General features: G+C 52.3%; 24 protein-coding genes. 14 read left to right on the forward strand and 10 right to left on the reverse strand.

Annotated features, from left to right (window positions below; genetic code table 11):
• Positions 1-42 precede the first annotated feature (42 nt).
• Together AC3Y7R_RS16010 and AC3Y7R_RS16015 are read left to right on the forward strand one after the other, a co-directional pair.
• Positions 43-2,067, forward strand: coding sequence for an FAD-dependent oxidoreductase (locus AC3Y7R_RS16010; RefSeq protein WP_490043071.1), 2,025 nt, complete (start codon positions 43-45; stop codon positions 2,065-2,067).
• A gap of 155 nt (positions 2,068-2,222) precedes the next feature.
• Entirely contained in the window at positions 2,223-3,134 is a 912-nt protein-coding gene (locus tag AC3Y7R_RS16015) for a LysR family transcriptional regulator (RefSeq protein WP_490043072.1), read from the forward strand.
• 30 nt (positions 3,135-3,164) lie between these two features.
• On the opposite strand, the gene AC3Y7R_RS16020 is transcribed toward AC3Y7R_RS16015, so the two are convergent.
• The 4 genes from AC3Y7R_RS16020 to AC3Y7R_RS16035 are packed head-to-tail and all read right to left on the reverse strand — an operon-like array spanning position 3,165 to position 6,120.
• Complete coding sequence (locus tag AC3Y7R_RS16020) at positions 3,165-4,118, reverse strand: OmpA family protein (RefSeq protein ID WP_490043073.1); 954 nt, start codon at positions 4,116-4,118, stop codon at positions 3,165-3,167.
• The gene (locus tag AC3Y7R_RS16025; protein WP_490043074.1) at positions 4,115-4,684 is read right to left on the reverse strand and encodes a peroxidase-related enzyme; all 570 of its coding nucleotides are present in this window, start codon (positions 4,682-4,684) and stop codon (positions 4,115-4,117) included. Before AC3Y7R_RS16025 ends, AC3Y7R_RS16020 begins: the two co-directional genes overlap by 4 nt.
• A 13-nt stretch (positions 4,685-4,697) precedes the next feature.
• Positions 4,698-5,396 carry a GNAT family N-acetyltransferase gene (locus tag AC3Y7R_RS16030; RefSeq protein ID WP_490043075.1) on the reverse strand — a complete coding sequence of 233 codons (699 nt, stop codon included), beginning with the start codon at positions 5,394-5,396 and terminating at the stop codon, positions 4,698-4,700.
• On the reverse strand, positions 5,389-6,120 hold the full coding sequence (locus AC3Y7R_RS16035) for a competence/damage-inducible protein A (RefSeq protein WP_490043076.1): 732 nt from the start codon (positions 6,118-6,120) through the stop codon (positions 5,389-5,391). Before AC3Y7R_RS16035 ends, AC3Y7R_RS16030 begins: the two co-directional genes overlap by 8 nt.
• 46 nt (positions 6,121-6,166) lie before the next feature.
• Here AC3Y7R_RS16035 and sfsA point away from each other — a divergent pair, with 46 nt between their 5' ends.
• From sfsA to radC, 3 genes are read left to right on the forward strand one after another with little or no spacing between them, the layout of a single operon-like run.
• A complete protein-coding gene (gene sfsA / locus AC3Y7R_RS16040) occupies positions 6,167-6,907 on the forward strand; it encodes a DNA/RNA nuclease SfsA (protein ID WP_490043077.1) in 741 nt (246 codons plus the stop codon).
• 48 nt (positions 6,908-6,955) lie between these two features.
• Positions 6,956-7,768 (forward strand): type I methionyl aminopeptidase, encoded by an 813-nt coding sequence (gene map / locus AC3Y7R_RS16045; protein ID WP_490043078.1) that lies wholly within the window; start codon positions 6,956-6,958, stop codon positions 7,766-7,768.
• Between the two features lie 46 nt (positions 7,769-7,814).
• Complete coding sequence (gene radC / locus AC3Y7R_RS16050; protein WP_490043079.1) at positions 7,815-8,561, forward strand: RadC family protein; 747 nt, start codon at positions 7,815-7,817, stop codon at positions 8,559-8,561.
• Positions 8,562-8,575: 14 nt separating this feature from the next.
• Here radC and AC3Y7R_RS16055 read toward each other — a convergent pair whose 3' ends face one another.
• From AC3Y7R_RS16055 to secA, 3 genes are all read right to left on the reverse strand, one after another.
• Positions 8,576-10,126, reverse strand: coding sequence for a phosphate ABC transporter substrate-binding/OmpA family protein (locus AC3Y7R_RS16055; RefSeq protein ID WP_490043080.1), 1,551 nt, complete (start codon positions 10,124-10,126; stop codon positions 8,576-8,578).
• Between the two features lie 13 nt (positions 10,127-10,139).
• Positions 10,140-11,000: a hypothetical protein gene (locus AC3Y7R_RS16060; RefSeq protein ID WP_490043081.1), complete on the reverse strand. Its 861-nt coding sequence runs from the start codon at positions 10,998-11,000 to the stop codon at positions 10,140-10,142.
• Between the two features lie 89 nt (positions 11,001-11,089).
• Positions 11,090-13,783, reverse strand: a complete 2,694-nt coding sequence (secA, locus tag AC3Y7R_RS16065; RefSeq protein WP_490043082.1) for a preprotein translocase subunit SecA — start codon at positions 13,781-13,783, stop codon at positions 11,090-11,092.
• A 306-nt stretch (positions 13,784-14,089) separates the two neighbouring features.
• On the opposite strand from secA, the gene AC3Y7R_RS16070 reads away from it, so the two are divergent.
• From AC3Y7R_RS16070 to AC3Y7R_RS16085, 4 genes are all read left to right on the forward strand, one after another.
• A complete protein-coding gene (locus AC3Y7R_RS16070; protein WP_490043083.1) occupies positions 14,090-14,806 on the forward strand; it encodes a peptidylprolyl isomerase in 717 nt (238 codons plus the stop codon).
• 21 nt (positions 14,807-14,827) lie between these two features.
• Positions 14,828-16,063 carry a bifunctional glutamate N-acetyltransferase/amino-acid acetyltransferase ArgJ gene (argJ, locus tag AC3Y7R_RS16075; protein ID WP_490043084.1) on the forward strand — a complete coding sequence of 412 codons (1,236 nt, stop codon included), beginning with the start codon at positions 14,828-14,830 and terminating at the stop codon, positions 16,061-16,063.
• Entirely contained in the window at positions 16,060-16,458 is a 399-nt protein-coding gene (gene mutT / locus AC3Y7R_RS16080) for an 8-oxo-dGTP diphosphatase MutT (RefSeq protein WP_490043085.1), read from the forward strand. Before argJ ends, mutT begins: the two co-directional genes overlap by 4 nt.
• Before the next feature lie 92 nt (positions 16,459-16,550).
• The gene (locus AC3Y7R_RS16085) at positions 16,551-16,688 is read left to right on the forward strand and encodes a hypothetical protein (protein WP_490043086.1); all 138 of its coding nucleotides are present in this window, start codon (positions 16,551-16,553) and stop codon (positions 16,686-16,688) included.
• On the opposite strand, the gene hemH is transcribed toward AC3Y7R_RS16085, so the two are convergent.
• Both hemH and AC3Y7R_RS16095 read right to left on the reverse strand, forming a co-directional pair.
• Positions 16,685-17,737: a ferrochelatase gene (gene hemH / locus AC3Y7R_RS16090; protein ID WP_490043087.1), complete on the reverse strand. Its 1,053-nt coding sequence runs from the start codon at positions 17,735-17,737 to the stop codon at positions 16,685-16,687. The genes AC3Y7R_RS16085 and hemH overlap by 4 nt on opposite strands.
• Positions 17,737-18,591 carry a methyltransferase domain-containing protein gene (locus AC3Y7R_RS16095; RefSeq protein WP_490043088.1) on the reverse strand — a complete coding sequence of 285 codons (855 nt, stop codon included), beginning with the start codon at positions 18,589-18,591 and terminating at the stop codon, positions 17,737-17,739. The genes hemH and AC3Y7R_RS16095 overlap by 1 nt, the downstream gene beginning before the upstream one ends.
• A gap of 44 nt (positions 18,592-18,635) precedes the next feature.
• On the opposite strand from AC3Y7R_RS16095, the gene AC3Y7R_RS16100 reads away from it, so the two are divergent.
• From AC3Y7R_RS16100 to AC3Y7R_RS16115, 4 genes are read left to right on the forward strand one after another with little or no spacing between them, the layout of a single operon-like run.
• Positions 18,636-19,352: a ComF family protein gene (locus tag AC3Y7R_RS16100; RefSeq protein ID WP_490043089.1), complete on the forward strand. Its 717-nt coding sequence runs from the start codon at positions 18,636-18,638 to the stop codon at positions 19,350-19,352.
• Between the two features lie 38 nt (positions 19,353-19,390).
• On the forward strand, positions 19,391-19,645 hold the full coding sequence (gene grxC, locus AC3Y7R_RS16105) for a glutaredoxin 3 (RefSeq protein WP_490043090.1): 255 nt from the start codon (positions 19,391-19,393) through the stop codon (positions 19,643-19,645).
• A complete protein-coding gene (locus tag AC3Y7R_RS16110) occupies positions 19,642-20,469 on the forward strand; it encodes a carbon-nitrogen hydrolase family protein (protein ID WP_490043091.1) in 828 nt (275 codons plus the stop codon). Before grxC ends, AC3Y7R_RS16110 begins: the two co-directional genes overlap by 4 nt.
• A 3-nt stretch (positions 20,470-20,472) precedes the next feature.
• Positions 20,473-20,913: a MarR family winged helix-turn-helix transcriptional regulator gene (locus AC3Y7R_RS16115; RefSeq protein ID WP_490043092.1), complete on the forward strand. Its 441-nt coding sequence runs from the start codon at positions 20,473-20,475 to the stop codon at positions 20,911-20,913.
• Here the strand turns inward: AC3Y7R_RS16115 and ubiG are convergent.
• Complete coding sequence (gene ubiG / locus AC3Y7R_RS16120; RefSeq protein ID WP_490043093.1) at positions 20,910-21,647, reverse strand: bifunctional 2-polyprenyl-6-hydroxyphenol methylase/3-demethylubiquinol 3-O-methyltransferase UbiG; 738 nt, start codon at positions 21,645-21,647, stop codon at positions 20,910-20,912. The two genes, AC3Y7R_RS16115 and ubiG, sit on opposite strands and share 4 nt — an antisense overlap.
• A gap of 71 nt (positions 21,648-21,718) precedes the next feature.
• Here ubiG and pip point away from each other — a divergent pair, with 71 nt between their 5' ends.
• Positions 21,719-22,708 (forward strand): prolyl aminopeptidase, encoded by a 990-nt coding sequence (pip, locus tag AC3Y7R_RS16125; RefSeq protein ID WP_490043094.1) that lies wholly within the window; start codon positions 21,719-21,721, stop codon positions 22,706-22,708.
• The last annotated feature ends 75 nt before the right edge of the window (positions 22,709-22,783 follow it).

Here is a 22,783-nt window from a genome sequence, read left to right on the forward strand (position 1 = left end):
ACACCTGCCTAGGTAAAGCTTCACTTAACTATGGAGAGTTTTATGACCCCCTACCCGCATCTGTTTACCCCCTTAGACCTTGGCTTCACCACGTTGAGAAATCGCGTCCTTATGGGATCAATGCACACTGGACTGGAGGAAACCAAAGACTGGAACCGCGTGGCAGAGTTCTATGCAGAGCGCGCGCGTGGTGGAGTATCCTTAATGGTCACAGGCGGCATGGCCCCAAACCGCGAAGGTGGCGTATTCCCCGGTGCGGCGGGGCTATTCACGGACGAAGACATTACCAATCACAAAATCGTGACAGACCGCGTTCACGACGCTGGTGGCAAGATTGCTATGCAAATCCTACATGCTGGTCGCTATGCCTATGGGCCGGAGTGTGTGAGCGCATCGGCCATCAAATCCCCGATCTCTCCGTTTCCCCCAAAGGAGCTGGATGAGGACGGTATCGAGAAACAAATCTCTGACATTGCCACCGCCGCCGCGCGCGCGCGCGAGGCCGGATATGATGGCGTCGAAATCATGGGGTCTGAGGGGTATTTTCTAAACCAGTTTCTAGTGACCCACACTAACAAACGCGAGGACCGTTGGGGTGGGTCCTATGAGAACCGGATGCGACTGCCGATTGAAGTGGTGAAACGAGTTCGCGCCTCTGTGGGTGACAATTTTATTGTTATTTTTCGGTTGAGCATGATTGATCTCATCCCGAATGGATCCAGCTGGGATGAAGTCGTGATACTTGCCCGCGAGGTCGAGAAAGCCGGTGCGACGATCATCAACACCGGCATTGGGTGGCATGAAGCGCGTATTCCCACCATTGCGACTTCCGTGCCGCGCCGCGCATTCACTTGGGTAACCAAGAAGTTGATGGGCGAGGTCTCAATCCCTGTAATCACCTCGAACCGGATCAACACCCCTGACGTAGCCGAAGCGGTTCTGGCGGATGGCTGCGCCGACATGGTGTCAATGGCGCGCCCCTTTTTGGCTGACCCACACTTTGTTGCGAAAGCCGAGGCAGGATGCGCCACCGAAATCGCACCCTGCATTGCCTGCAATCAAGCCTGCCTTGATCACACCTTTGGTGGGAAAATGAGCACCTGCCTCGTGAACCCTCGCGCCTGCTTTGAGACAGAGTTGCTGATTGAACCTGCGAAACCCATCAAAACTGTTGCTGTCGTCGGTGCAGGCCCCGCGGGGCTATCGACGGCCCTGGCAACGGCAGAGCGTGGCCATAAAGTGACTTTGTTCGATCGAGCCGATCAATTGGGTGGCCAGTTGAATATGGCCAAAAAAGTTCCCGGTAAGGAGGAATTTATCGGGTTAGTGGATTGGTACAAAACGATGGTCGCAAAAAGCACGATCAAAGTGCGCCTTGGGGTCGAAGCAACGCCAAAACTGCTAGACGGGTTTGATGAAGTTGTAATCGCCACGGGCGTCGCACCGCGTGATCCTCAAATCGACGGGCAAAATGGTCCAAATGTACTCTCCTATATAGATGTGCTGCGTGGAGGGGCCAAAGTTGGCCCACGAGTGGCTATTATTGGCGCGGGCGGTATTGGGTTTGATGTGGCCGAATTCTTAGTGACCGATGCCAGCCCCACCGTGGATCTTGATGCTTGGATGGAAGAATGGGGCGTGACCGATCCAGAAGTTAAACGGGGCGGCTTGGCGGAAGGCGGCCCTCAACCCGAAGCCCCCGTTCGCCATGTCACGTTGCTACAACGCAAGTCTGAAAAACTAGGCAAGCGGTTGGGTAAAACTACTGGCTGGATTCATCGCGCGACACTTCAGATGAAAAACGTGCAGATGATTGGCGGCGTGAACTACGATAAAATTGATATGCAGGGGCTGCATGTCTCGGACGGTGAAGCCCACGAAAACCCCCGCGTGATCGAGGTTGATACGATTGTTCTATGCGCAGGGCAGGTTCCACAGCGTGGGTTAGCGGATATATTAGAGCAAGCTGGAAAATCCCCCCATGTGATTGGCGGGGCGGATGTGGCTTCAGAATTGGATGCAAAACGAGCCATTAACCAAGGGACACGGCTTGCAGCATCCCTATAGGTAAAAAGTAACCAACTATTGGAAACGCTTGTTTCAGTGTTTCCATGCCATGAACGATCCTTATAGAAACCCCTGAATCGTCTCACCTACATCCCATTCTTGCCCCAATTGGACCCGATAACAGCTCAAACGTCATGAGTAGTTGAGGAATCCGAATGGACCGACTGACAGAAATGGAAGCATTCGCCACCGTGGTGGACCAAGGGGGCTTTACCGACGCTGCCCGTAAGATGGGGATCTCGAAATCCGCCGTCTCTAAGCACGTCTCATCCCTTGAATCCCGCCTTGGAGCACGATTGCTGAACCGCACAACACGGCGCGTCAGCCCAACCGAAATTGGCCTTGCCTATTACGACCGGGCTCGTCGCGTATTAAATGATGCCGGCGAAGCGGATGCGTTGGTGTCCTCCATGCAAAGTGCACCTACTGGCTTGTTGCGTATCTCTGTGGCGACAGATTTTGGTGTGAACCATATGTCCCCCATATTGGGCGACTTTCTGGCGGACTACCCTGATATTACCGTAAACATGGTACTCAATAACCGCTTTGTGGAATTGATCAGCGAAGGTTTCGATTTGGCCATTCGTATTGGCGAGATGGAAGACAGCTCGCTCCGAGCACGGAAACTAACTGAAACATCAAAACGCCTGATCGCGGCCCCCGGCTACTTCAAACAATTTGGCCGTCCCGAGAAGATTGACGACCTGAATGATCACAAGTTGCTACATTATTCCAACCAATCGGCTGGCAATGTATGGAAACTGACCGCCCCATCCGGCGAGAAGCGCCAAGTGCGCACCCAAGGTTGGTTGACGGTCAATGACGGTCAATCTTTGCTGAACGCCTGCGTGTCTGGCTTGGGCATCGCCTACTTGCCGAGCTTCCTTTACGCTGACGCCCTGCGCCAAGGCCTGGTTGAAGAGGCCATGCCAGAGCTACCTAAGGAAACACAAGGCATCTATGCGGTGTATCCTCCGGGGCGCTATACCCAGCCAAAGGTACGCACGTTCATCGACTTCCTTGTCGAAGCCTTCAAAGAAAAAGGCCCAGACACCTGGAGCAACTGAACGACATAATTTCCCCGATGCTTGGCAGCATCAACTTTGGGTCGAGGTGATTATCACCTCGACCCTTCGGTTTAAAGCACGGCCTTCCTTAGAAAGGTTGTTAGCGCGCGGTGCAAGGTAGCCAACACCATCCGCTTCAACCTGATTTTTGGGAATTCCGAACTCAGAAACTAGCCGCGCCGCAACAGATTTTGCCCGCTTGCGCGATAAGTTTATATTTCCTTGAAGCGAGCCTTCAGAATCGGTGTGCCCGACCAAGGCAATCCGAATTTCCGGGTTTTCTTTAAGGTATTTCGACAAATCCAAAAGAGACAGGAACTTACCGTCCCCCAATGCCGACGATCCCGTCTTAAACTGCAAGTCATCCAACACAGCACTACCATCATGGAGCAGCGTTTCAACAACGGATCCAAACGCGATATTAGGAATGGTTGGAGCAATCTGCGCCACTTTTCCACCAGACTTTGCCGTTAAATCTATATCATCCGGGCTGCCGACAAGTATCATTTGCACAAAGGCACTGTCAGCCCCACGGCTGACAAAAAGACTAACGTACTCTGGCAAAGTATTGCCTAACCTCTGCGCCGACAGGAAACGAAAGTCACCCAAATCAACGTGCATGACAGGCTCGGGTAGCACCACTGTTGTGAACCGGAAATCAAACCCACCACACACGTTCGTTGTACATTCATAAAGCAACTCGAACCCAGATGCCTCAAGTTGCTGGCGCAGGTTATCCATCACGAGCAATGACGTGCCTGCGCCAATATCAACACGCCAAGATTGGGTGATTTGCTGCCCCTCTGCCACCAACGTTTGCACGAATCCGTCCGCGTATGGGCCAATCGGCAGCTTGTAGCTGGCAAAACTTTCCGTCTTCGAGGAAGTCTGTGTTGCCGACCCCGGAAAGGTCAATTCCAGCTTTGCGAACGCTGGAATGGCAAGCGTAAGGCTCACCAAGCAAAGGGTGAGCGCAAACCTCATCTATGGGCCGCGTGATACTCTGGATTAGGCCGCATATCGATGGCCGAGGCCATACGGTTCGTCATATTAAAGAAGCTGGCGACCGCCGCAATGTCCCAGATGTCGGCGTCAGTAAACCCGACGATACGCAACTTCTCGCGGTCAGCTTCCTCAATGCGATAGCTGGCCTCGGTCATCTGCACCGAAAAGTCGAGCATCGCCCGCTGACGCACATCAATCGGAGCCACGCGGTAGTTCATCACCAACGCCTCGCCTAGCTCCGGAATACCAGAAAGCTCACGAACTGCCGCGCCGTGGGCCACCATGCAATAAAAACATTTGTTCACTGACGAGACTGCAACGGCAATCATCTCGCGCTCTAGCTTTGATAGGCTACTGTTACCCAGCATCAAGTCATTATACATGCCCGAAAAGGCGTTCAGTTTTTCAATGTCGAAAGCATAGGCCTGCAAAACATTTGGAATCATGCCCAGCTTTTCTTGGCAAATATCAAAGAACTTTTGCGTAGATTCTGGTAGCGGGTCGACCATCGGCAAATCAAGTGCGGTCACGGTTGGCTTTGTCACGGTGCAGGGCCTTTCATGGTTTCATTCGGTAATGATACCGCCCAACAACCGACAAGCCCAGAGAGCTGTACAGTGATTGGGCAGCTAAATTTTCTTCAGTCGTCACCAGCGAGAACTCCGTCGCACCTTGGGTCATTGCCCACCGCGCAGCTGCATGCATCATTTGGCGCGCCAAGCCTTTACGCCGATGATCCGCCAAGACTTCAACCGCATGAACCATGGCCGTGGCTCCGTGCATAGCGACAAACGCCACACCCGCGGCCCGGTCATCAACCCGCCCGAGGATAGCGGTTTTCGGCCCCTCAACACGGTCCATCACAGCAATACGTGCCGGACCGATGCCGCCCTCAGACCAAATATCTTTCATAATTTGCATAGGCGGCCAGATGTTAAATGCTGTTACCGGTGCAACCTCGGCATTGAAGATAGGTCCACGAAACAGAAGAGACGGGTCAAGCACTTCATAATTTTTTTGAGCCAAAATAGTGTCTAATATAGCATCTTCTGACTTTAGAGAGAACAATGCTGGTTGGCCAAGTTTCTCCATTTCAACAACAGCCAAGTCGATTTCATCTACAGCCGCGGGACCAGTTGGCGTTGCAGCAGAAACCCGCTTACCTCCACCCTGGCTGTCCCGAATTAGCCACGAACCGACTTGGTTAACTGACGCTGGGGGCCATGTAGCCTCAACCACTTCAAATGTATCAAACATTTTCAACACCCAGTGCCTTTGCCAATTCAACCACAACTTCAACCAACTGCCCTGCATCTACTCCGCGAACAACAAGGTTACTGCCGTAGACCCCGTTTTTTTGGAACGGATACGACCCGAAAGAAAGATCCGAATATTTCTGTGCCACCGCGGCAAGCGGGCCAGCGATATCTCCTTCGCCAATATGGACACGCAAGGTTCTGGATTGCAACGGCTCGCCACCCGTTAATGTTGCTAAAACTGTCTCCACCATTGCGTAAAATACCTTCGGCACCCCCGCCATAACATAAACATTCGCGATGCTAAAACCAGGCGCGATCGAAACTGGGTTATCAATGAGGGTCGCCCCATCAGGAATGCGAGCCATACGCTTTCGCGCATCGTTAAAGTCCATTCCTTGCTGCTTGTAGTGAGCCGCAAGCAGCGTTCTTGCGTCCGCACGCACATCGACATTTACACCGAAAGCGGCCCCGATGGCGTCGGCGGTGATATCGTCATGTGTTGGGCCAATACCACCTGAGGTAAACACATGGTCATAATCCCCACTCAGCATTTGGACGGCGGACACAATTTGATCGTGCTCATCCGAGACAACGCGCGCTTCTTTCAAATCAATGCCAATGTTGGTTAGTGCGCACGCCAAATGGTTGGTGTTGGTATCTTTCGTGCGTCCCGACAGAATTTCGTCCCCAATGACAAGCATGGCTGCGGTGGGATTGGACATCGGCGGCTCCTTGATTGATGGCTGCCTTTCGGTATAGGCCCAGCCCATGCGCTTTCAAACCCCGCTTATCCCCGCCCGGCTGATCCGCCGCTACAAACGCTTTTTGGCGGATGTAATATTGGAGGAAACCGGCCAAATAGTCACCGCCCATTGCCCTAACCCCGGAGCAATGTTGGGCTTCAATGCTGAAGGAATGCGAGTTTGGCTAGAGCCAAATGATGACCCAAAAAAGAAACTGAAATTTGGATGGCGCTTGGCTGAATTTAAAGACGGGCATTACGCCTGCATAGACACAAGTTTACCCAATCGAATCGTCAAAGAAGCTTTGATATCGGGACAAGTTTCGGAGGTATCAACTTACCGAGGGATAAGACCTGAGCTTCCTTACGGGGCCAACAGTAGAATTGATTTCATGCTCTCGCAGGACGGCTTTCCCGACGCATATGTTGAGGTAAAAAGTGTAACTTTACACAGAAACGATAACTGGGCCGAATTTCCTGACTGCGTTACCACGCGTGGTGCAAAACATCTGCATGAGTTGTCTGAGGTCGCGCAAGACAGTAAGCGGGCCATCATGCTGTATCTGGTTGGCCGCTCAGATTGTAATCGGATGAAGATTGCTAGTGATATAGACTCTAAATACGCCCAATCCTTTGATTTTGCCCGTGCCTGCGGGGTTGAAATATTATGTTACGGCACCCGTATTACGCCGGAGGGGATATGGCTCACAGACCCCCTCCTTGTTGACAATAAAAAGCAATGGCAAGGGACTGACAGGCTGGCATAACCCCAAATGCCGCACTATATATGCGAAAAGAGATTATCGGAGTAACCTGTGGAAGACTCAACGCACCAAGGCCGCATTACTAAACAAGGTATCCGTATCTATGATGATGCGGACTTTGCCGGGATGGCCAAGGCTGGGAAGCTGGCCGCACAAATACTTGATGACATCGCCGCAATGATCCTGCCCGGCGTCACCACAGAGGCAATCGACACCCGCATCACCAAGATGGTCGATGATGCCGGAGCCAAATCCGCCACTATTGGGTACAAAGGCTACCAGCACGCCAGCTGTATCAGCGTGAATCACGTTGTCTGCCACGGCATTCCAGCTGGCAAAGTGCTAAAAGAAGGCGATATTCTAAATGTCGACGTTACGGTTATTGTCGATGGTTGGTTTGGCGATACCAGCCGAATGTATGTTGCTGGCAAGCCAAACCGCAAGGCAGAGCGCTTGATCCAAGTAACCCATGACGCACTAATTAAGGGTATTGAGGCCGTGAAACCCGGCAATACCTTTGGTGATATTGGGAATGCCATCCAGAAATTCGTAGAAGGTCACCGCATGTCCGTGGTTCGCGATTTTTGCGGACATGGCTTGGGACGCGTCTTTCATGCGCCACCGAATGTTTTACACTACGGTCGCCCCGGCACTGGCCCGGTATTGGAAGAAGGCATGTTCTTCACGATCGAGCCAATGGTGAACCTAGGTCGCCCCGAAACCAAAGTATTGGCCGACGACTGGACAGCTGTGACACGGGATAAATCGTTATCGGCTCAGTTTGAACACTCCATTGGGGTAACCGCTGATGGGTGCCAAGTGTTCACTCTGTCACCAAGTGGAAAATTCCACCCGACTTCATAGAGGGGCTTTAACCAGCAATTAAGTCGAATCGTCTGAAACTGATTCCATGACACAGCTTCAGATAAATTCTCTTGGTGCTGCTTTACCGGGCTTCCTCCCTCAAAAAGCTTCCCCGCGCCCACCTTCAGAAACGCATCGGCACCGCCAAAAGGTTAGGAGCCGGTTTTTAATGCTTGGATCTGATTCAACTCCAGATGTTGAACTGCTGGAGCTTGTCTTATTTCGCGCTATTTCCCAACGCGATGCCCGCAGATTAGCTCACCGACTAATGAACACCTTTAGTGACTTCAACGCAGTTATTTCCGCCTCTCCCAATAGCTTAGCTGCAGTACAGGGTGTTGAAGACAGCGTCATTCAAGAGCTAAAGATAGTTGAAGCCGCTACTCAAGCAATGACTCGGGTGAAAATAATGCACCGAGATGTTCTGTCGTCATGGGAGGCCTTACTAGATTACTGCCGAACTAAGATGGCATATATGGAGCGCGAACAATTTCGCGTATTGTTTCTAGATCGAAGGAACTACCTTATTGCCGATGAGGCCTTACAAACGGGTACAGTAGATCATGTGTCAGTCTACCCGCGTGAGGTAATGAAACGAGCGCTGGAGCTGAACGCCTCTGCACTGATCTTAGTTCACAACCACCCATCAGGAGATGCTTCGCCCTCCAGTGAGGATATTTCGATGACTGAACAAGTCCGAAAGGGTGCTGAGGCGTTGAGCCTTACTTTGCACGACCACCTAATCATCGGATCAGGTGGCTGCTATTCTTTTCGCAGCCATGGAATTTTATGACACCAGTGCACAGATTATTTAACCCAAACTTCAACACGGCGGTTGATCGCACGACCCCAATCTGTGTCATCACAAGCCATTGGTAAAGCTTCACCAAAAGCATCAACTTGCAACTTAAAGCGTTTAAAGTTCGCTACTGGCGCCGCTTCATGCAAAAGGCGCTTCACCGTTTTAGCCCGCTTTTCAGAAAGGGCTAAATTTGGCGTAGCCAAGCCCTCACCATCAGAAAACCCAACGAGCAACAACTCACGACCATCAAAGACCCCCGCTTCCAGTGCATGTGCCAAGCGGATGATATTTTCTTGAGATTGCACATCAAGACGTGTCCCCCCCGTGAACCTGAATGTCGTCGATAACCGGTCCCGGTCCCGCAAGGCATTTACCATATTCTGCAAATCACCCAGCGTTATTTCTGGTCCTGCTTGAGAAATCGCATGCGCCAGTCGATCACCCTGATCATCAAAGCGAGTGGTTGTAATTGCTTGATCCACAAACCCCGCACGTCGGATCACAAAATCTGCTGTGGACCCTTGAGTGAAATCTAAAAACTCCCGCGCCATAAGTGGCAACCGCCGTGCCGGCGTATAAAGCATCAGCGGCAGGGTCAAAGGATAGTCCTCCGATCGCAGAGCCGCCAAGGTTGCGTTAGTCTCAAACCCGCAATTACCGGCTATTCGCAACGGTACAGCATTTCCAACCTCGCTCAATGTTGTCAGGCCAATAGCAAACGGATCCTCAGCCACCTCATCAGCCAAGGCCTCCAGTGAAGCATGACCTGTGAAGCCCGCCAAAATTTTCTTTTTTGCAGGCGCCAGAACTCGATCCTCAAACACCTCGACCAAACCCGACTCTGGCTCAGGAAGGTGCCTGACCAATGGAATATCCGCGCCCCCAATATCAGACCAGCGCTCGGCCTCACCCGCTACCGCAACTGCCATTTGATCTAAAGTCAGTTTATGAAGTGGCTGGCCCGGAGCAGCAATTACAACAACCCCATCTAGCGCAACCACACGGGCACGACGACCTTTCAACAAATCGCCCGACGCCGCAGAACGCGCCATCACCACTTCGCCCCTGTTGGGTTCACGAAGGACCAGTGCGATGTCAGCCTCCTCAGCGATTAAGTCCGCATAACCTTCGGCTGTGGTGCTTGAATGCAAAAAGAATCGACCATGTATCCGATCTTTATCTCGCAAAACAAATGTGGACCGCCAATCATCCGCAACCTCGCGCGTTACCGCGTAATCATTGCTTGTGGCATAAGCTTGGATCAGTGCTGGGATCAAGACTTCAGCCATGCGGTGCGACCCTGACAGCCTGATGTTCGCAACAAATGCATTAAGGTCTGGGCATCCAGGCCCGTTGCATGTGACGCCTTCACCATCCAATGTAAGCGGACCGTAGGTGGTTTCGACACGGTAGAACTCACCATCGTAGGTCAGTAGCGTTCCGTCGATTTGAATTGTGCCATCCCGAGACGTAAGGCGCACATCATCGCCCAGCGCAGCCAAAGTTGATGCGCAAAGCAAAAGTGTCGTCCAGAGGATGCGTCCGAAAGAAAACAAGTTATTACCCGTGTCAGTTCTGGTTAAGCTTCAGGTCTTGGAGAACATTATTCAACTCAAGAATTTGACCGACAGCCCCACAACCCGGTCCTGACATCGTGATATCATAGCTAGACAGCACCACACCTGAAACTATTTGGCGCACACGAGCGGCATGCCCTACACTGCAATTAGCCAGAGTGACCGGGGCTCTTAGCGACAAACGCACCACACCAGATGCCTGCAAATTATTTATTTTACTTGAGAAGACAGATAGTATCTTTCCGTTCCTATCGTTCGATTCACCAAGCTGGATGACCTTACCACTCAAAGACTTAGGAACCCGGGCAATAAGTGTGCCGGGATCTTTGCCATCCCACTGAAGGGCTACCCGAGCAAAGTGTCGAGTGTCTGGAACAAATACATCCGCTGACAATGTTGTACCATCAGACAGAGTAGCTTTAAGACGCGCCCTATCCGAGAGCGCCGGTAAGGTAAAAGACAGCTCTCCGGTCATTGTTAAAGGCGCCGTGAAAGCCATACTTTCATGCTCAAAATCAACAGTATCGTAGGGCAAGCACGGTGCGAAAATTTGCACATCAAGCATCGCATCATTTAGCACATTAACATCCATAGAGGGCTCGCAAGCCGTGCCGAAGTTTGAAATATTTGCTTGTCGCGCTACAATATCAATGAGGTCCGCAGTCTCTTCAATCACCTCGATACTGAGTGGTTTAAACGGAGCCGGCAGCTGCTTGTTCAGTGGAAAATCAGGCGTCTTCGAAGATGGAAAGGGAATAGGTGGGGTGATCACAGCCACCAACCCGTCTGCAAAACTTGAAGAGGGAATGCAAAAACACGCAGCCATCACCGCGTTCTTTAAAAAACTGCTCATTTACCTGCCTTGCCGAGTATTCTCGTTGCAATAGAGCTCTACCATAGCAGGAAATTTAGCACGAAGATACCGCGCTAAATATTGAGCCGTTACATAATCTCACCATGGCAATGTTTGAATTTTTTACCGGAGCCACAGGGGCATGAAGAATTGCGGCCAGGGGTCCCCCAGGTGCCTTTATCCTTCTCATCAAAGCCTTCCAAAACAACACCGGCTTGGTCCTCTTCAACCGCAAGCGGGGCCGCTTGCCCCCCATTTTGCTGAGCCATGAATTGCGCCAGCATTTGCTGTTGCTCTTCTTCACTCAGTGGGCGCACCTTGGACAGTTTTTCTGTCACATCGACGCGCAGACCATCCAGCATGCCTTCAAACAACTGGAAGCTTTCGGTTTTATATTCATTGAGCGGATCTCGCTGAGCATACCCGCGAAAACCAACAACAGAGCGCAGATGCTCCAGCTTCAAAAGATGGTCGCGCCATTTGCCGTCGATAGTTTGTAGCAACAATTGCTTCTCAATGTTGCGCATCTGGTCAGGGCCAAAATCAACGGCTTTCTTCGCCATAAACTTATCTGACGCATCGTAGAGGCGCTCACGCAGATCGCCATCATCAACACCTTCTTCTTCGGCCCACGCAATAACTGGCTCATCAATGCCCAGCGTTTCAAGAACGGCCACATACAGGCCTTGCGTGTCCCACTGATCCGCATAGCTTTTGGCTGGAATGTATTGATCCACCAAGTCGTCGATCACCTGATGACGCATATCTTGCGCAATTTCACCGATTTCTTGCGCTTCCATGATTTCCATACGTTGGCCAAAAATTGCCTTGCGCTGGTCGTTCATCACATCGTCAAATTTCAGCAATTGCTTGCGGATATCAAAGTTACGACCCTCAACTTTGGCCTGCGCTTTTTCCAGCGACTTGTTTACCCAAGGGTGCGCAATGGCTTCACCTTCTTTCATGCCCAACGTGGACAGCATTTTATCCAGACGCTCGGACCCAAAGATACGCATCAAATCGTCTTCCAGCGATAGAAAGAAGCTAGAGCGACCCGGATCACCTTGGCGGCCAGAGCGGCCACGCAACTGATTATCAATACGACGAGATTCATGGCGCTCAGTGGCTAAAACATAAAGACCACCAGCGGCTTTAACTTCATCCTCGGACTTAGATTGCTCTTCCTCAATACGCGCGCGAATAACCTCTGGATCACCTTCAGGGTCAGCCTCTAGAGCAGCCATGATTTTCATCTCAACATTGCCGCCAAGCTTAATGTCTGTACCGCGGCCAGCCATATTGGTCGCAATAGTCACTGCACCCAAAGTGCCTGCATTGCCGACAATCTCGGCTTCTCTCTCGTGCTGCCGCGCATTCAAAACATTGTGCGGCACATCTGCTTTTTGTAGCAATTCAGACAGGTATTCAGATTTTTCAATAGAGGTTGTACCGACCAAAACGGGCTGGCCAGTGGCATGAGCCACCTTGATTTCCTCAACGATAGCCTCGTATTTTTCCCTTGCTGTGCGGTAGATCGCATCATGCTCATCAATCCGAATGATGGGGCGGTTTGTGGGCATTTCCACAACGCCAAGCCCGTAGATTTCAGCAAACTCTTCTGCCTCGGTCACAGCCGTACCTGTCATGCCGCCAAGCTTATCATAGAGGCGAAAATAGTTCTGAAAGGTCACCGATGCCAACGTGATATTCTCAGGCTGAATAGCACAACCCTCTTTGGCCTCAATCGCTTGGTGCAGGCCGCCGGACAGCCGACGCCCCGCCATCATGCGGCCAGTAAATTCGTCAACAAGTACAACTTCATCGTTGCGGACCATATAGTCCTTGTCTTTGTGGAATGACTTATGAGCCTTCAACGCCTCGGTCACATGGTGGACAAGGGACGTGCTTTCCGGATCGTACAGTGATTGCTCTTCAGGCAGCAGCTCCATTTCACGCAGACGTTTCTCGATAAAGTCGTTGCCCTCATCCGTGATCGTAACCACACGGGTTTTCTCGTCGAGCTTGTAGTGCTCGTCGGTAATCTCAGGGATCAACTTATCGATGGTGGTGTACAACTCGGAACGATCATCAGACGGACCAGAAATAATCAACGGGGTCCGCGCCTCGTCGATCAGGATGCTGTCTACCTCATCTACAATCGCAAAGTTATGGCCGCGCTGGCCCATCTCTGACAGGTTGGAGCGCATATTGTCGCGCAAGTAGTCAAAGCCCAATTCATTATTGGTCGCATAGGTAATATCTGCCGCGTATGCGCCTTTTTTCTCGTCGTCTGGTTGCTGCGGATAAACCACGCCAGTCGTCAGCCCCAATGCCGAATAAACTTTGCCCATCCATTCAGCATCACGTTTAGCAAGGTAGTCATTCACAGTCACGATGTGCACGCCCTTGCCGGACAGCGCATTCAGATAGGCCGGGAAAGTCGCGACAAGGGTTTTTCCCTCGCCAGTTTTCATTTCCGCAATGTTGCCTTGGTGCAGAAAAATGCCGCCCATGATTTGCGTATCAAAGGCGCGAAGGCCCAACGCACGGCGTGCAGCTTCGCGCACATTGGCAAAGGCTTCTGGCAGCAGATCATCAAGGCTTTCACCCGATTGGGCACGCACCGAGAGCGCCTCTGTACGCTGTTTAATTTCCTCATCGCTAAGTGCTTCAAACTCTGGTTCAAGTGCATTCACTTCTTCGACCAGTGGACGGACAGCTTTCACTTTGCGGTCATTCGGCGTCCCGAAAACCTTTTTCGCAATAGTACCCAAACCCAGCATATTTCCGCGCCTTATGTGATGGCTAACAATTATGTGTGAAGGTTTACCTTGTCGTATAGGCCGTCGCATCTTATCTCGACAGCCAAGACGAGATGCGCCCTCAACCTCTTGGCGATGTAAGGGGCGCCTATGATAGTGTCAACGCCGCACCCACCCGCGGCCACTTTGGAGACTGGTATATTGGGCAAATTTTCAACACTTCTGCGTGCAACTGGCTTGGCGGTAACTGTCGCTATGCCCGCATTTGCACAAGACGCAACAACGGTTTTGGTCACAGTCAATGGCACCGACATCACTCTGGGACACATGATCGCGCTACAAGAGCGGTTACCTGAGCAGTACAAAAAACTCGAGGATAACGTATTGTTTGACGGAATTTTGGAACAATTGATCCAACAGACCGCCCTGAGCCAAGAAATGGAAAAAAACCTAACAAGTGCGGTTGAGTTAAGCAAAGAGAACGAAATACGAGCGTTTTTAGCTGCCGAATTACTTACAAAGATTGGCATGTCAGACGTAGAGCAAGCGCAGATTGAAGCGGTATACAAAGAGCGCTTTGCTGTCGGCGAGTCAGAAATGGAGTTCAACGCCTCCCACATTTTGGTGGAAACTGAAGAAGAGGCCAAAGAGCTGATTTCTACCCTAGAACTGGGCGCCGATTTTGCTGAGCTAGCAAAAGAGAAATCCACCGGCCCCAGCGGACCAGGCGGTGGATCACTTGGCTGGTTTGGCAAGGGGGCAATGGTCCCCGCCTTTGAAGAAGCCGTGATTAAGCTCAAAGACGGGGCCGTGGTGACGGAACCCGTTCAAACACAGTTTGGTTGGCATGTGCTTAAGCGCAACGACAGCCGCGTAAAAGAAGCCCCATCATTGGACGAAACCCGTGACGAAATTGAACGCGAATTGCGCGCCAAGACCATCGAAACAGAAATTACTCGCTTAACAGACAGCGCCGAAGTGGTGCGAAGCGAGGTTGAGGTTGATCCCGCCGCCATCCGCAATGTAGGCCTGTTGTCGAAATAAACGGCACAAAGGGCCTACATCATGGCTACGATTACCAAAGTATCCCCCCTTGCACCTAAGGGGGGCTTTCCCAAGCTACCCATGATTGACGGCGTACGATTTTGCGCCATCGCCGCCGGGGTTAAGTATGCTGGACGATCTGACGTCATGCTGGCTGAACTTGCTCCGGGCAGTGCAGTGGCCGGGGTGTTTACCCAATCCTCCACACGGTCTGCGCCGGTACTGGATTGCCAGTCCAAGATGGGCAGCGTTGAAGATAGCTCTAAGGGGTTCGCGTTTTTAGTAAACTCAGGTAATTCAAACGCCTTCACTGGACGGGCGGGGGTTGAAGCCGTTGAGGCCATTACCGAAGCAACCGCGGGTATACTGAAGATACCAGCAAGCCATATTTACACCGCATCAACCGGCGTAATTGGCGAGCCTTTGCCCTTTGCTAAAATTACCAGTGTATTAGACCAGCTTTCGGCAGGGCTAGACCCCAATTCCATTGAAGACGCCGCACGCGCAATCATGACAACGGACACCTTTGCAAAGGGCGCCGAGGCCACCTGTCTGGTTGATGGCATTGAGGTAAAGATTGCGGGTATCGCCAAAGGCTCCGGCATGATTGCACCAGATATGGCAACCATGTTGGTCTATATTTTTACTGATGCCGCTATCAGCCAGCCTGCGCTGCAAGCAATGGTCGCAGAGTTGAACAAGGGCACCTTTAATTCCATCACGGTGGACAGTGATACCTCAACTTCTGACAGTTTATTGGTTGCGGCAACTGGCGCCTCTGGCGCGCAGGTTGAAGACAACGAGACGTTCGAGCGCAGTTTGGCCGTTGTGATGAAAAGCCTTGCCCACCAAGTGGTGCGTGACGGTGAAGGCGCAACCAAATTTGTCGAAGTTCGTGTGGACGGAGCGGTGAGCGATGATGATGCCCGCAAGGTTGCAATGTCCATCGCCAACTCGCCCTTGGTCAAAACTGCGATTGCCGGTGAAGACCCCAACTGGGGTCGCGTTGTGATGGCTGTCGGAAAATCAGGCGCACAGGCTGACAGAGACAGGTTGTCGATCTGGTTTGGCAATGTGCTTGTTGCCGAAAATGGCTGGGTGTCGCCCAACTATCGGGAGGCTGACGCCGCCGAACATATGAAAGGCGAAGATCTTTTGATCCGCGTCGATCTTGGGGTTGGCCGATCAAGTACAACTGTTTGGACCTGCGACCTAACGCATGGGTACATCGAGATTAATGCGGATTACCGCTCGTGAAGATTGTTTTAGTGTCAGCTGTCGCACTGATTGATGTAGACGGCCGCGTACTTTTGGCCCAGCGCCCCGACGGCAAATCAATGGCAGGCCTGTGGGAGTTTCCGGGCGGAAAAGTAGAGGCGGGGGAGACCCCAGAGCACGCTTTGATCCGCGAATTAGAAGAAGAGTTGGGCATTAACACCTGGAAAAGCTGCCTTGCGCCGTTAACTTTTGCCAGCCATGCCTATGAAGATTTCCACCTGCTCATGCCACTGTTTGCCTGTCGTAAGTGGGACGGAATTCCAACGCCGCGTGAAGGGCAAACATTGGAATGGGTCCGACCAAATGCCTTGAAAAACTACCCAATACCACCCGCAGATATTCCGCTGATCCCAATTTTACGTGACTGGCTATAGGTTTAGAGAAACTTCATCCAGAGGGGATTTTTAGGTGGATTATCTGGTTACCTACCGTAAACTAAGGTCACATTACCTTGGGGGAGGTTACAATGCTTCGCACAGTCACCATCGGCAGCTGCGTGTCCATACAGGGCATTTTCGTTAAAGTTCTGGAAAACGGTCTAATTCGCATCAAAGTAGACGACCGCATTTTTGACGGCCACCCTATAACACCACGCCTAAACTAGACCCAGCCTTTTAGGTTTTCGTCAATGATCTGCGACAACGCATCAATATGCGCTGCGCTGTCGTTGAGGCACGGAATGTAGGTAAACTGCTCGCCGCCTGCATGCTCAAAGCTTTCTTTGATCTCTTCGTTGATTTCTTCCAGCGTCTCGATGCAATCCGCAGAAAACGCGGGCGCGATCACTGCGATCTTTGTTTTCCCATCTTCTTTGGGTAAGCGCGCAACCTCGTTAACAGTGTAGGGCTTCAACCACTCCTCAGGGCCAAAAACAGACTGGAAAGTGGTCGTGATATCCGTGTCATCCCACCCCAAACGGGCTTGCAAAAGGCGCGTCGTTTCACAGCATTGCAAGTAGTAAGGATCACCCTCTCTCAAGTACCGCTCTGGCATACCATGGTAGGAGCAGACTAAGATATCCGGGCGCTCTTTAATCTTCGCATAGGCATCCTCGACCGACTGAGCCAGCGCGCTGATGTAAGCGGGGTTCTCGAAATATGCGGGAACGATACGAGCAGATGGCTGCCACTTCTCTTCCATCAATGCCCGGAAAAACTCATCATTGGCCGTAGCAGAGGTAGCACCTGCATAATGCGGATATAGCGGAAAAAACACGATCTTATCGCAGCCTTTGGCAACCATCTCCTGCACCTTGGATTTGGTTGACGGATTTCCGTATCGCATACAAAAATCTACCTCAACATTATCGCCATATTTAGACGCCATCGCCCGCGCAATTGCCGCGGTTTGATCCTTCGTGATGGTGAGCAAGGGGCTTTCACCCTTATCATGGTTCCAAATGCTTTTATAAGCCGCGCCGGAAGCAAAGGGCCGCTTGGACAAGATAATAAGCTGTAGCAACGGCTGCCATTTCCAAGACGGGTAATCGACGACACGCTTATCGGACAAAAACTCGCTCAGATATCGGCGCATGGGCCAGTAGGTATAATCATCCGGCGTGCCAAGGTTGGCCAACAGCACACCTACTTTACCTAAAGTTGTAGGGTGATCAGTATTGGCATGCGGCAAGGAGTTTGAGTTCATCTCGTCCATCATTCGTTATCCTCGTCCCCAGTAGCGGATTTTACATCCTGCCCCAACTCGGTTGTGTTTAAGAAGTCTGCCAGCCGCGTCGTCGCTGATCCGGGCCGAAGGGGTTTTTGCTGCATATCGGAAGGCGCCCAACCTGTCAGGAAAATAAGTTCAAACGTCGCTGACACCCGGTCTGGGCCAGATGAATAGTGATCTTTGTATATTTCAGACATGCGCGAAAACAGCTCACGCGGAGGTGCCTTTTTGTACCGATCCGCCAGTGCATTTCCTTCGCCCATCGCACGAAGATCACGCAACAATGCCATAGGGGAGGAATAGCTCACGGTTCGCTTGGCACTGTCCGCAACTGGCAAAGCCAGCCCAGCGCGCTGTAACAAACCGCCAAGATCTCGAATTTCACCCATCGGAACAATACGCGGTGCAAGCCCACCGATTAATGAAACCTCCGCCTCCGACAGCGCAGCGCGCAACTCGACCAAAGTTTGCCCTCCAAGAGCTACAGCAAGTAACAACCCATCGGGTTTTAGCGCCCGACGGCACTGCACGAGCTGGCCAACCGGATCATTCGCCCAATGCAAGCACATGGCATGGATCACCAGGTCATGGGCCTCAGGTTTCAACGCCAAAATGTTCTCATCAGGCACAATCAGGGCATTTGGGAAGGCTTCCCGCCAAAAATCAGCATGCCCGGTGACAATCGCAACCGATGTAAACTCTCTGTTAACGTCAATCAGTCTTTCCTGAACCTCAAACACCGCTTCGTCATGCAAAAACATGGCAGCCCCTTGATGCTGCGCCCGCACGCGCTGGCGCAGCAAAGCTGTACGGTCGGTCAAAGGGCGTGGCTGTGGCAAAGGAAAACTCCTACGGCTGAGATGCCGTTACTTAGAGGAATGGCATGAAATTACAATCTGCACTTAAGCTGATCTACCCGTCACAGTGTCTCACCTGCGGTGCTGCGGTCGAGGATGATCTGTCCCTTTGCGGGGAATGTTGGCGCGAAGCGCACTTCATCCAAGGCTTAGCATGCCAGACCTGCGGCGTGCCCCTGCCGGGGGAAGACAGTTACGAAATACAGTGCGACGACTGCATCGCCATTGCCCGACCATGGCACAGAGGGCGAGCGGCGCTCATGTATCGCGGCAAAGGGCGCGAGCTTGTTTTACGCCTAAAACATGGGGACCGCACCGATCTGGCAAAACCTGCGGCGCTTTGGATGGCGCGTGTAGCCCCCGAGGTTGACCCTGACGCAGTAGTGGTGCCCGTGCCATTGCATTGGCTGCGTCTGTTGAAACGGCGCTATAATCAGTCAGCGCTCTTGGCAAAAGTCGTGGCAAAAGAGTTGGGGTTAAAGTACCTGCCCGACCCACTACATCGCCCACGCGCCACCGAGGTAATGGACGGTAAAACCCGCGACGCACGGTTTGCTTCACTGGAAGGTATGATCGTGCCACATCCCAAAAGAGGGGCCGCCTTAAAGGGACGCTCGGTTCTATTAATTGATGACGTGATGACATCCGGGGCCACCTTGGCGGCTTGTACTGAGGCTTGTGTTTCAGCCGGAGCACGGCAAGTTGACGTACTGGTTCTGGCAAGGGTGGCAAAAGATGACTAGATAGGGTGCAAACACAGACATGACCAAGGAGCCACCCCATGGCAAAAGTTGAAATCTACACCTCGTCGCTTTGCGGCTACTGCCACGCAGCCAAACGCCTGCTAACGTCTAAAGGTGCAAGTTTTAGCGAAACCGATGTAGGTCGCGATTCCAGCAAGAAATCCGAGATGATCCAGCGCGCCAATGGTGGCCGGACCGTGCCGCAAATTTTCATCGACGGCAAACACGTCGGCGGCAGCGACGAGCTACATGCGCTAGAACATGCTGGCAAACTTGACACGCTGCTCGCATGAAGATTGGCCTGCTCCAACTGAACGTCAGCGACGACCCTGCCGCCAATCTGGTGACCACCCTATCACTGATTGAAGACGCGGCGGTTGAGGGGGCAGAGTTCGTTTTGACGCCGGAAGTGACCAACTGCCTATCAAATAGCAAGCGCCACCAAGATACCGTCCTGTGCCGCCAAGACGACGACCCAACATTGGCGGCGCTTCAGCAAGCGGCCGCCAAGTTTGGCATCTGGCTACTTATTGGCTCTCTCGGGCTGAAAACAGATGATCCAGACGGGCGCTTTGCTAATCGGTGCTTCTTGATTAACCCCACTGGGGAAATCGTCGACTGGTATGATAAAATCCACATGTTCGATGTTAAAATATCCGAATCCGAATCTTATCAGGAAAGTGCTGGCTACCGTCCGGGCACCCGCGCTGTGGTTGCAGATGCAGGGTTTGCCAAGATTGGCATGACTATCTGCTACGACATGCGCTTTCCTGTGTTGTTTCGCGATTTGGCACAAGCTGGCGCGCAAATTATCACCACCCCCGCCGCCTTCTCGCCCGTTACCGGCGAGGCACATTGGGAAAGCCTACTTCGCGCCCGTGCGATTGAAACCGGCTGCTTCATCATTGCCCCTGCGCAAACAGGAACCCATGCTGCATTAACAGGCAAAGAGCGCTCTACTCATGGCCATTCGCTGGTTATCAGTCCTTGGGGCGAGGTTCTTCTGGACGCAGGGCGCGATCCGGGTATGGTCTGCCTCGAGATTGATATGGATGACGTTGCGAGGGCGCGACAGCGTGTCCCCTCTTTGAACCATAATCGTCCCTATACGCTGTGACTTATGTCCGAGATCGAAGATTCAATTGCCATATCGCTGTTTAGCGAGCTGTTTATGGTGGACCACCTTGCACGTAGCAAGCTGAGCAAAGCTTTGCCAAAAGGCATGGAGTTGTCACATTTTTCCGTGCTCAATCACCTGTATCAGCTAACCGAGCCGCGTACGCCCGCACAGCTGGCTAAGAGTTTCTCGCTTACCCGCGGGGCGCTGACCAATACGCTGTCCAAACTCGAGTGGGCCGGGCATATTCACATCTCGCCAGATTGGGATGATGCGCGCCGCAAACAAGTGGTAATCAGCCCTGCAGGCCGTCGTGCCCGTGACGCCGCGTTGGCGACTATTACGCCAATGATCAGCAATATTATTGAGCGTGTTGGCCACGAAAAAGTGTATGATACCGTGCCTGTATTGCGCGAATTACGTCTGGCCCTGATGAACGACTAGACCACTTTCACACTGGATGTGACATAGTTCACCGACAAGTCGCGATCGGACAAAGACCAGCTCCAAGCAATTGGGTTAAACACAAAGCCCTTGCGATCGACCGGCTGCAAACCTGCATTTGTGATCAACTCAAACAGCTCGTCTGGCGTGATAAACTTGGACCATTCATGAGTGCCTTTGGGCAGCCAGCGCATGATATGTTCCGCACCGACGATGGCGACCATAAAGCTTTTTGGATTGCGGTTTAGAGTTGAGCAGACCATCAACCCACCGGGTTTGAGCAATTGCCGACATGCGGTCAGATACGCCAACGGATCCGAGACATGCTCAACCACTTCCATGTTCAGCACGACATCGAACTTCTCACCCGCGTCGGCCATCACTTCGGCAGAGGTGTGGCGATAATCAATTGTCAGGCCGGACTGTTCTGCGTGAACTTGGGCAACAGGGATATTCCCGCCAGCCGCATCGGCACCTACAACATCCGCCCCCAGTCGCGCCATTGGTTCTGACAGCAATCCACCACCGCACCCAATATCGAGAATGCGCAGGCCGTTAAACGGGGCGGGCGCATCTAGGTCGCGATCAAATTCAGCGGCTATTTGGCTGGTGATGTAGTCCAACCGACAGGGGTTGAGCATATGCAGTGGCTTGAACTTGCCGTCCAAATCCCACCACTCAGCGGCCATGGCTTCGAACTTGGCAATCTCGGAGGGGTCAACGGTGGTGGTCATGGGCGTGCTCTTCTTTGATTTCGTCGTTTTCTGGCATGGTGCCTGACGATTAACAGATTATATAGGTCTCTATGGACAGATCGTCAGGACAAAACCGCGCGGTGTCGCACCTTTACCCGCCAATAGACCCCTTCGACCAGCGCATGTTGGATGTGGGCGACGGCCACCGCATCTATGTTGAGCAATGTGGCAACCCCAATGGCATTCCAGTTGTTGTATTGCATGGCGGCCCCGGCGGTGGGTGTTCGCCTACAATGCGGCGATATTTTGATCCTGCTGTTTATCGTATTTTCCTGTTCGACCAGCGCGGTTGTGGTCGCTCGCGGCCCCACGCCAGCATCGAGCATAATACGACTTGGGACCTGATTCGTGATATCGAGTTGATCCGCGAGAAATTCAACATCAGCCGTTGGATTGTGTTTGGCGGCAGTTGGGGCGCAACGCTGTCTTTATTGTACGCACAAAGCCATCCAGACCGGGCGGCACAACTTGTGCTTCGGGGCGTGTTTTTAATGACCCAAGCCGAACTGGACTGGTTCTATGGCGGCGGCGCTGGTCAGTTTTTTCCGGAACAATGGGCGCGGTTTTCAAGCCTAATACCGCAAGACGAGCAAGACGACATGATTGCGGCCTACCAAAAGCGCCTGTTTTCCGGCGATATTCCGATTGAAACCAAATATGCCCGCGCTTGGGCCGGTTGGGAGAATGCCCTAGCAGCTTTGACCGTCAGTGATATGCGCGGTGAAAGCCCTGCTGAATATGCCCGCGCCTTTGCGCGGCTTGAAAACCACTATTTCACCAACAAAGGCTTTCTAGAGCACGACGGTCAGATCATTAAAAACCGCAGTACAATCGAACATATTCCAGCGGCGATTATTCAAGGTCGCTATGACATGATCTGCCCCCCAATATCGGCCTATCAGTTGGCAGATGGCTGGGGAAAAGCCGACTTGCGCATGATCAAAGCGTCAGGGCATGCGTTGTCTGAGCCTGCAATTACCGCTGAACTTGTCCAAGTAATGGATGGATTGCGGGGAATCTTGCCGGCGTTAGGCTTGTAACACTCAGAAATTGATGAATTTACCCACGATGGGTTTACAGATAAGTTTCAGTCGTTACCTTCTGCCACTCTGGAA

The sequence above is a fragment of the Litoreibacter sp. genome (assembly GCF_058136045.1).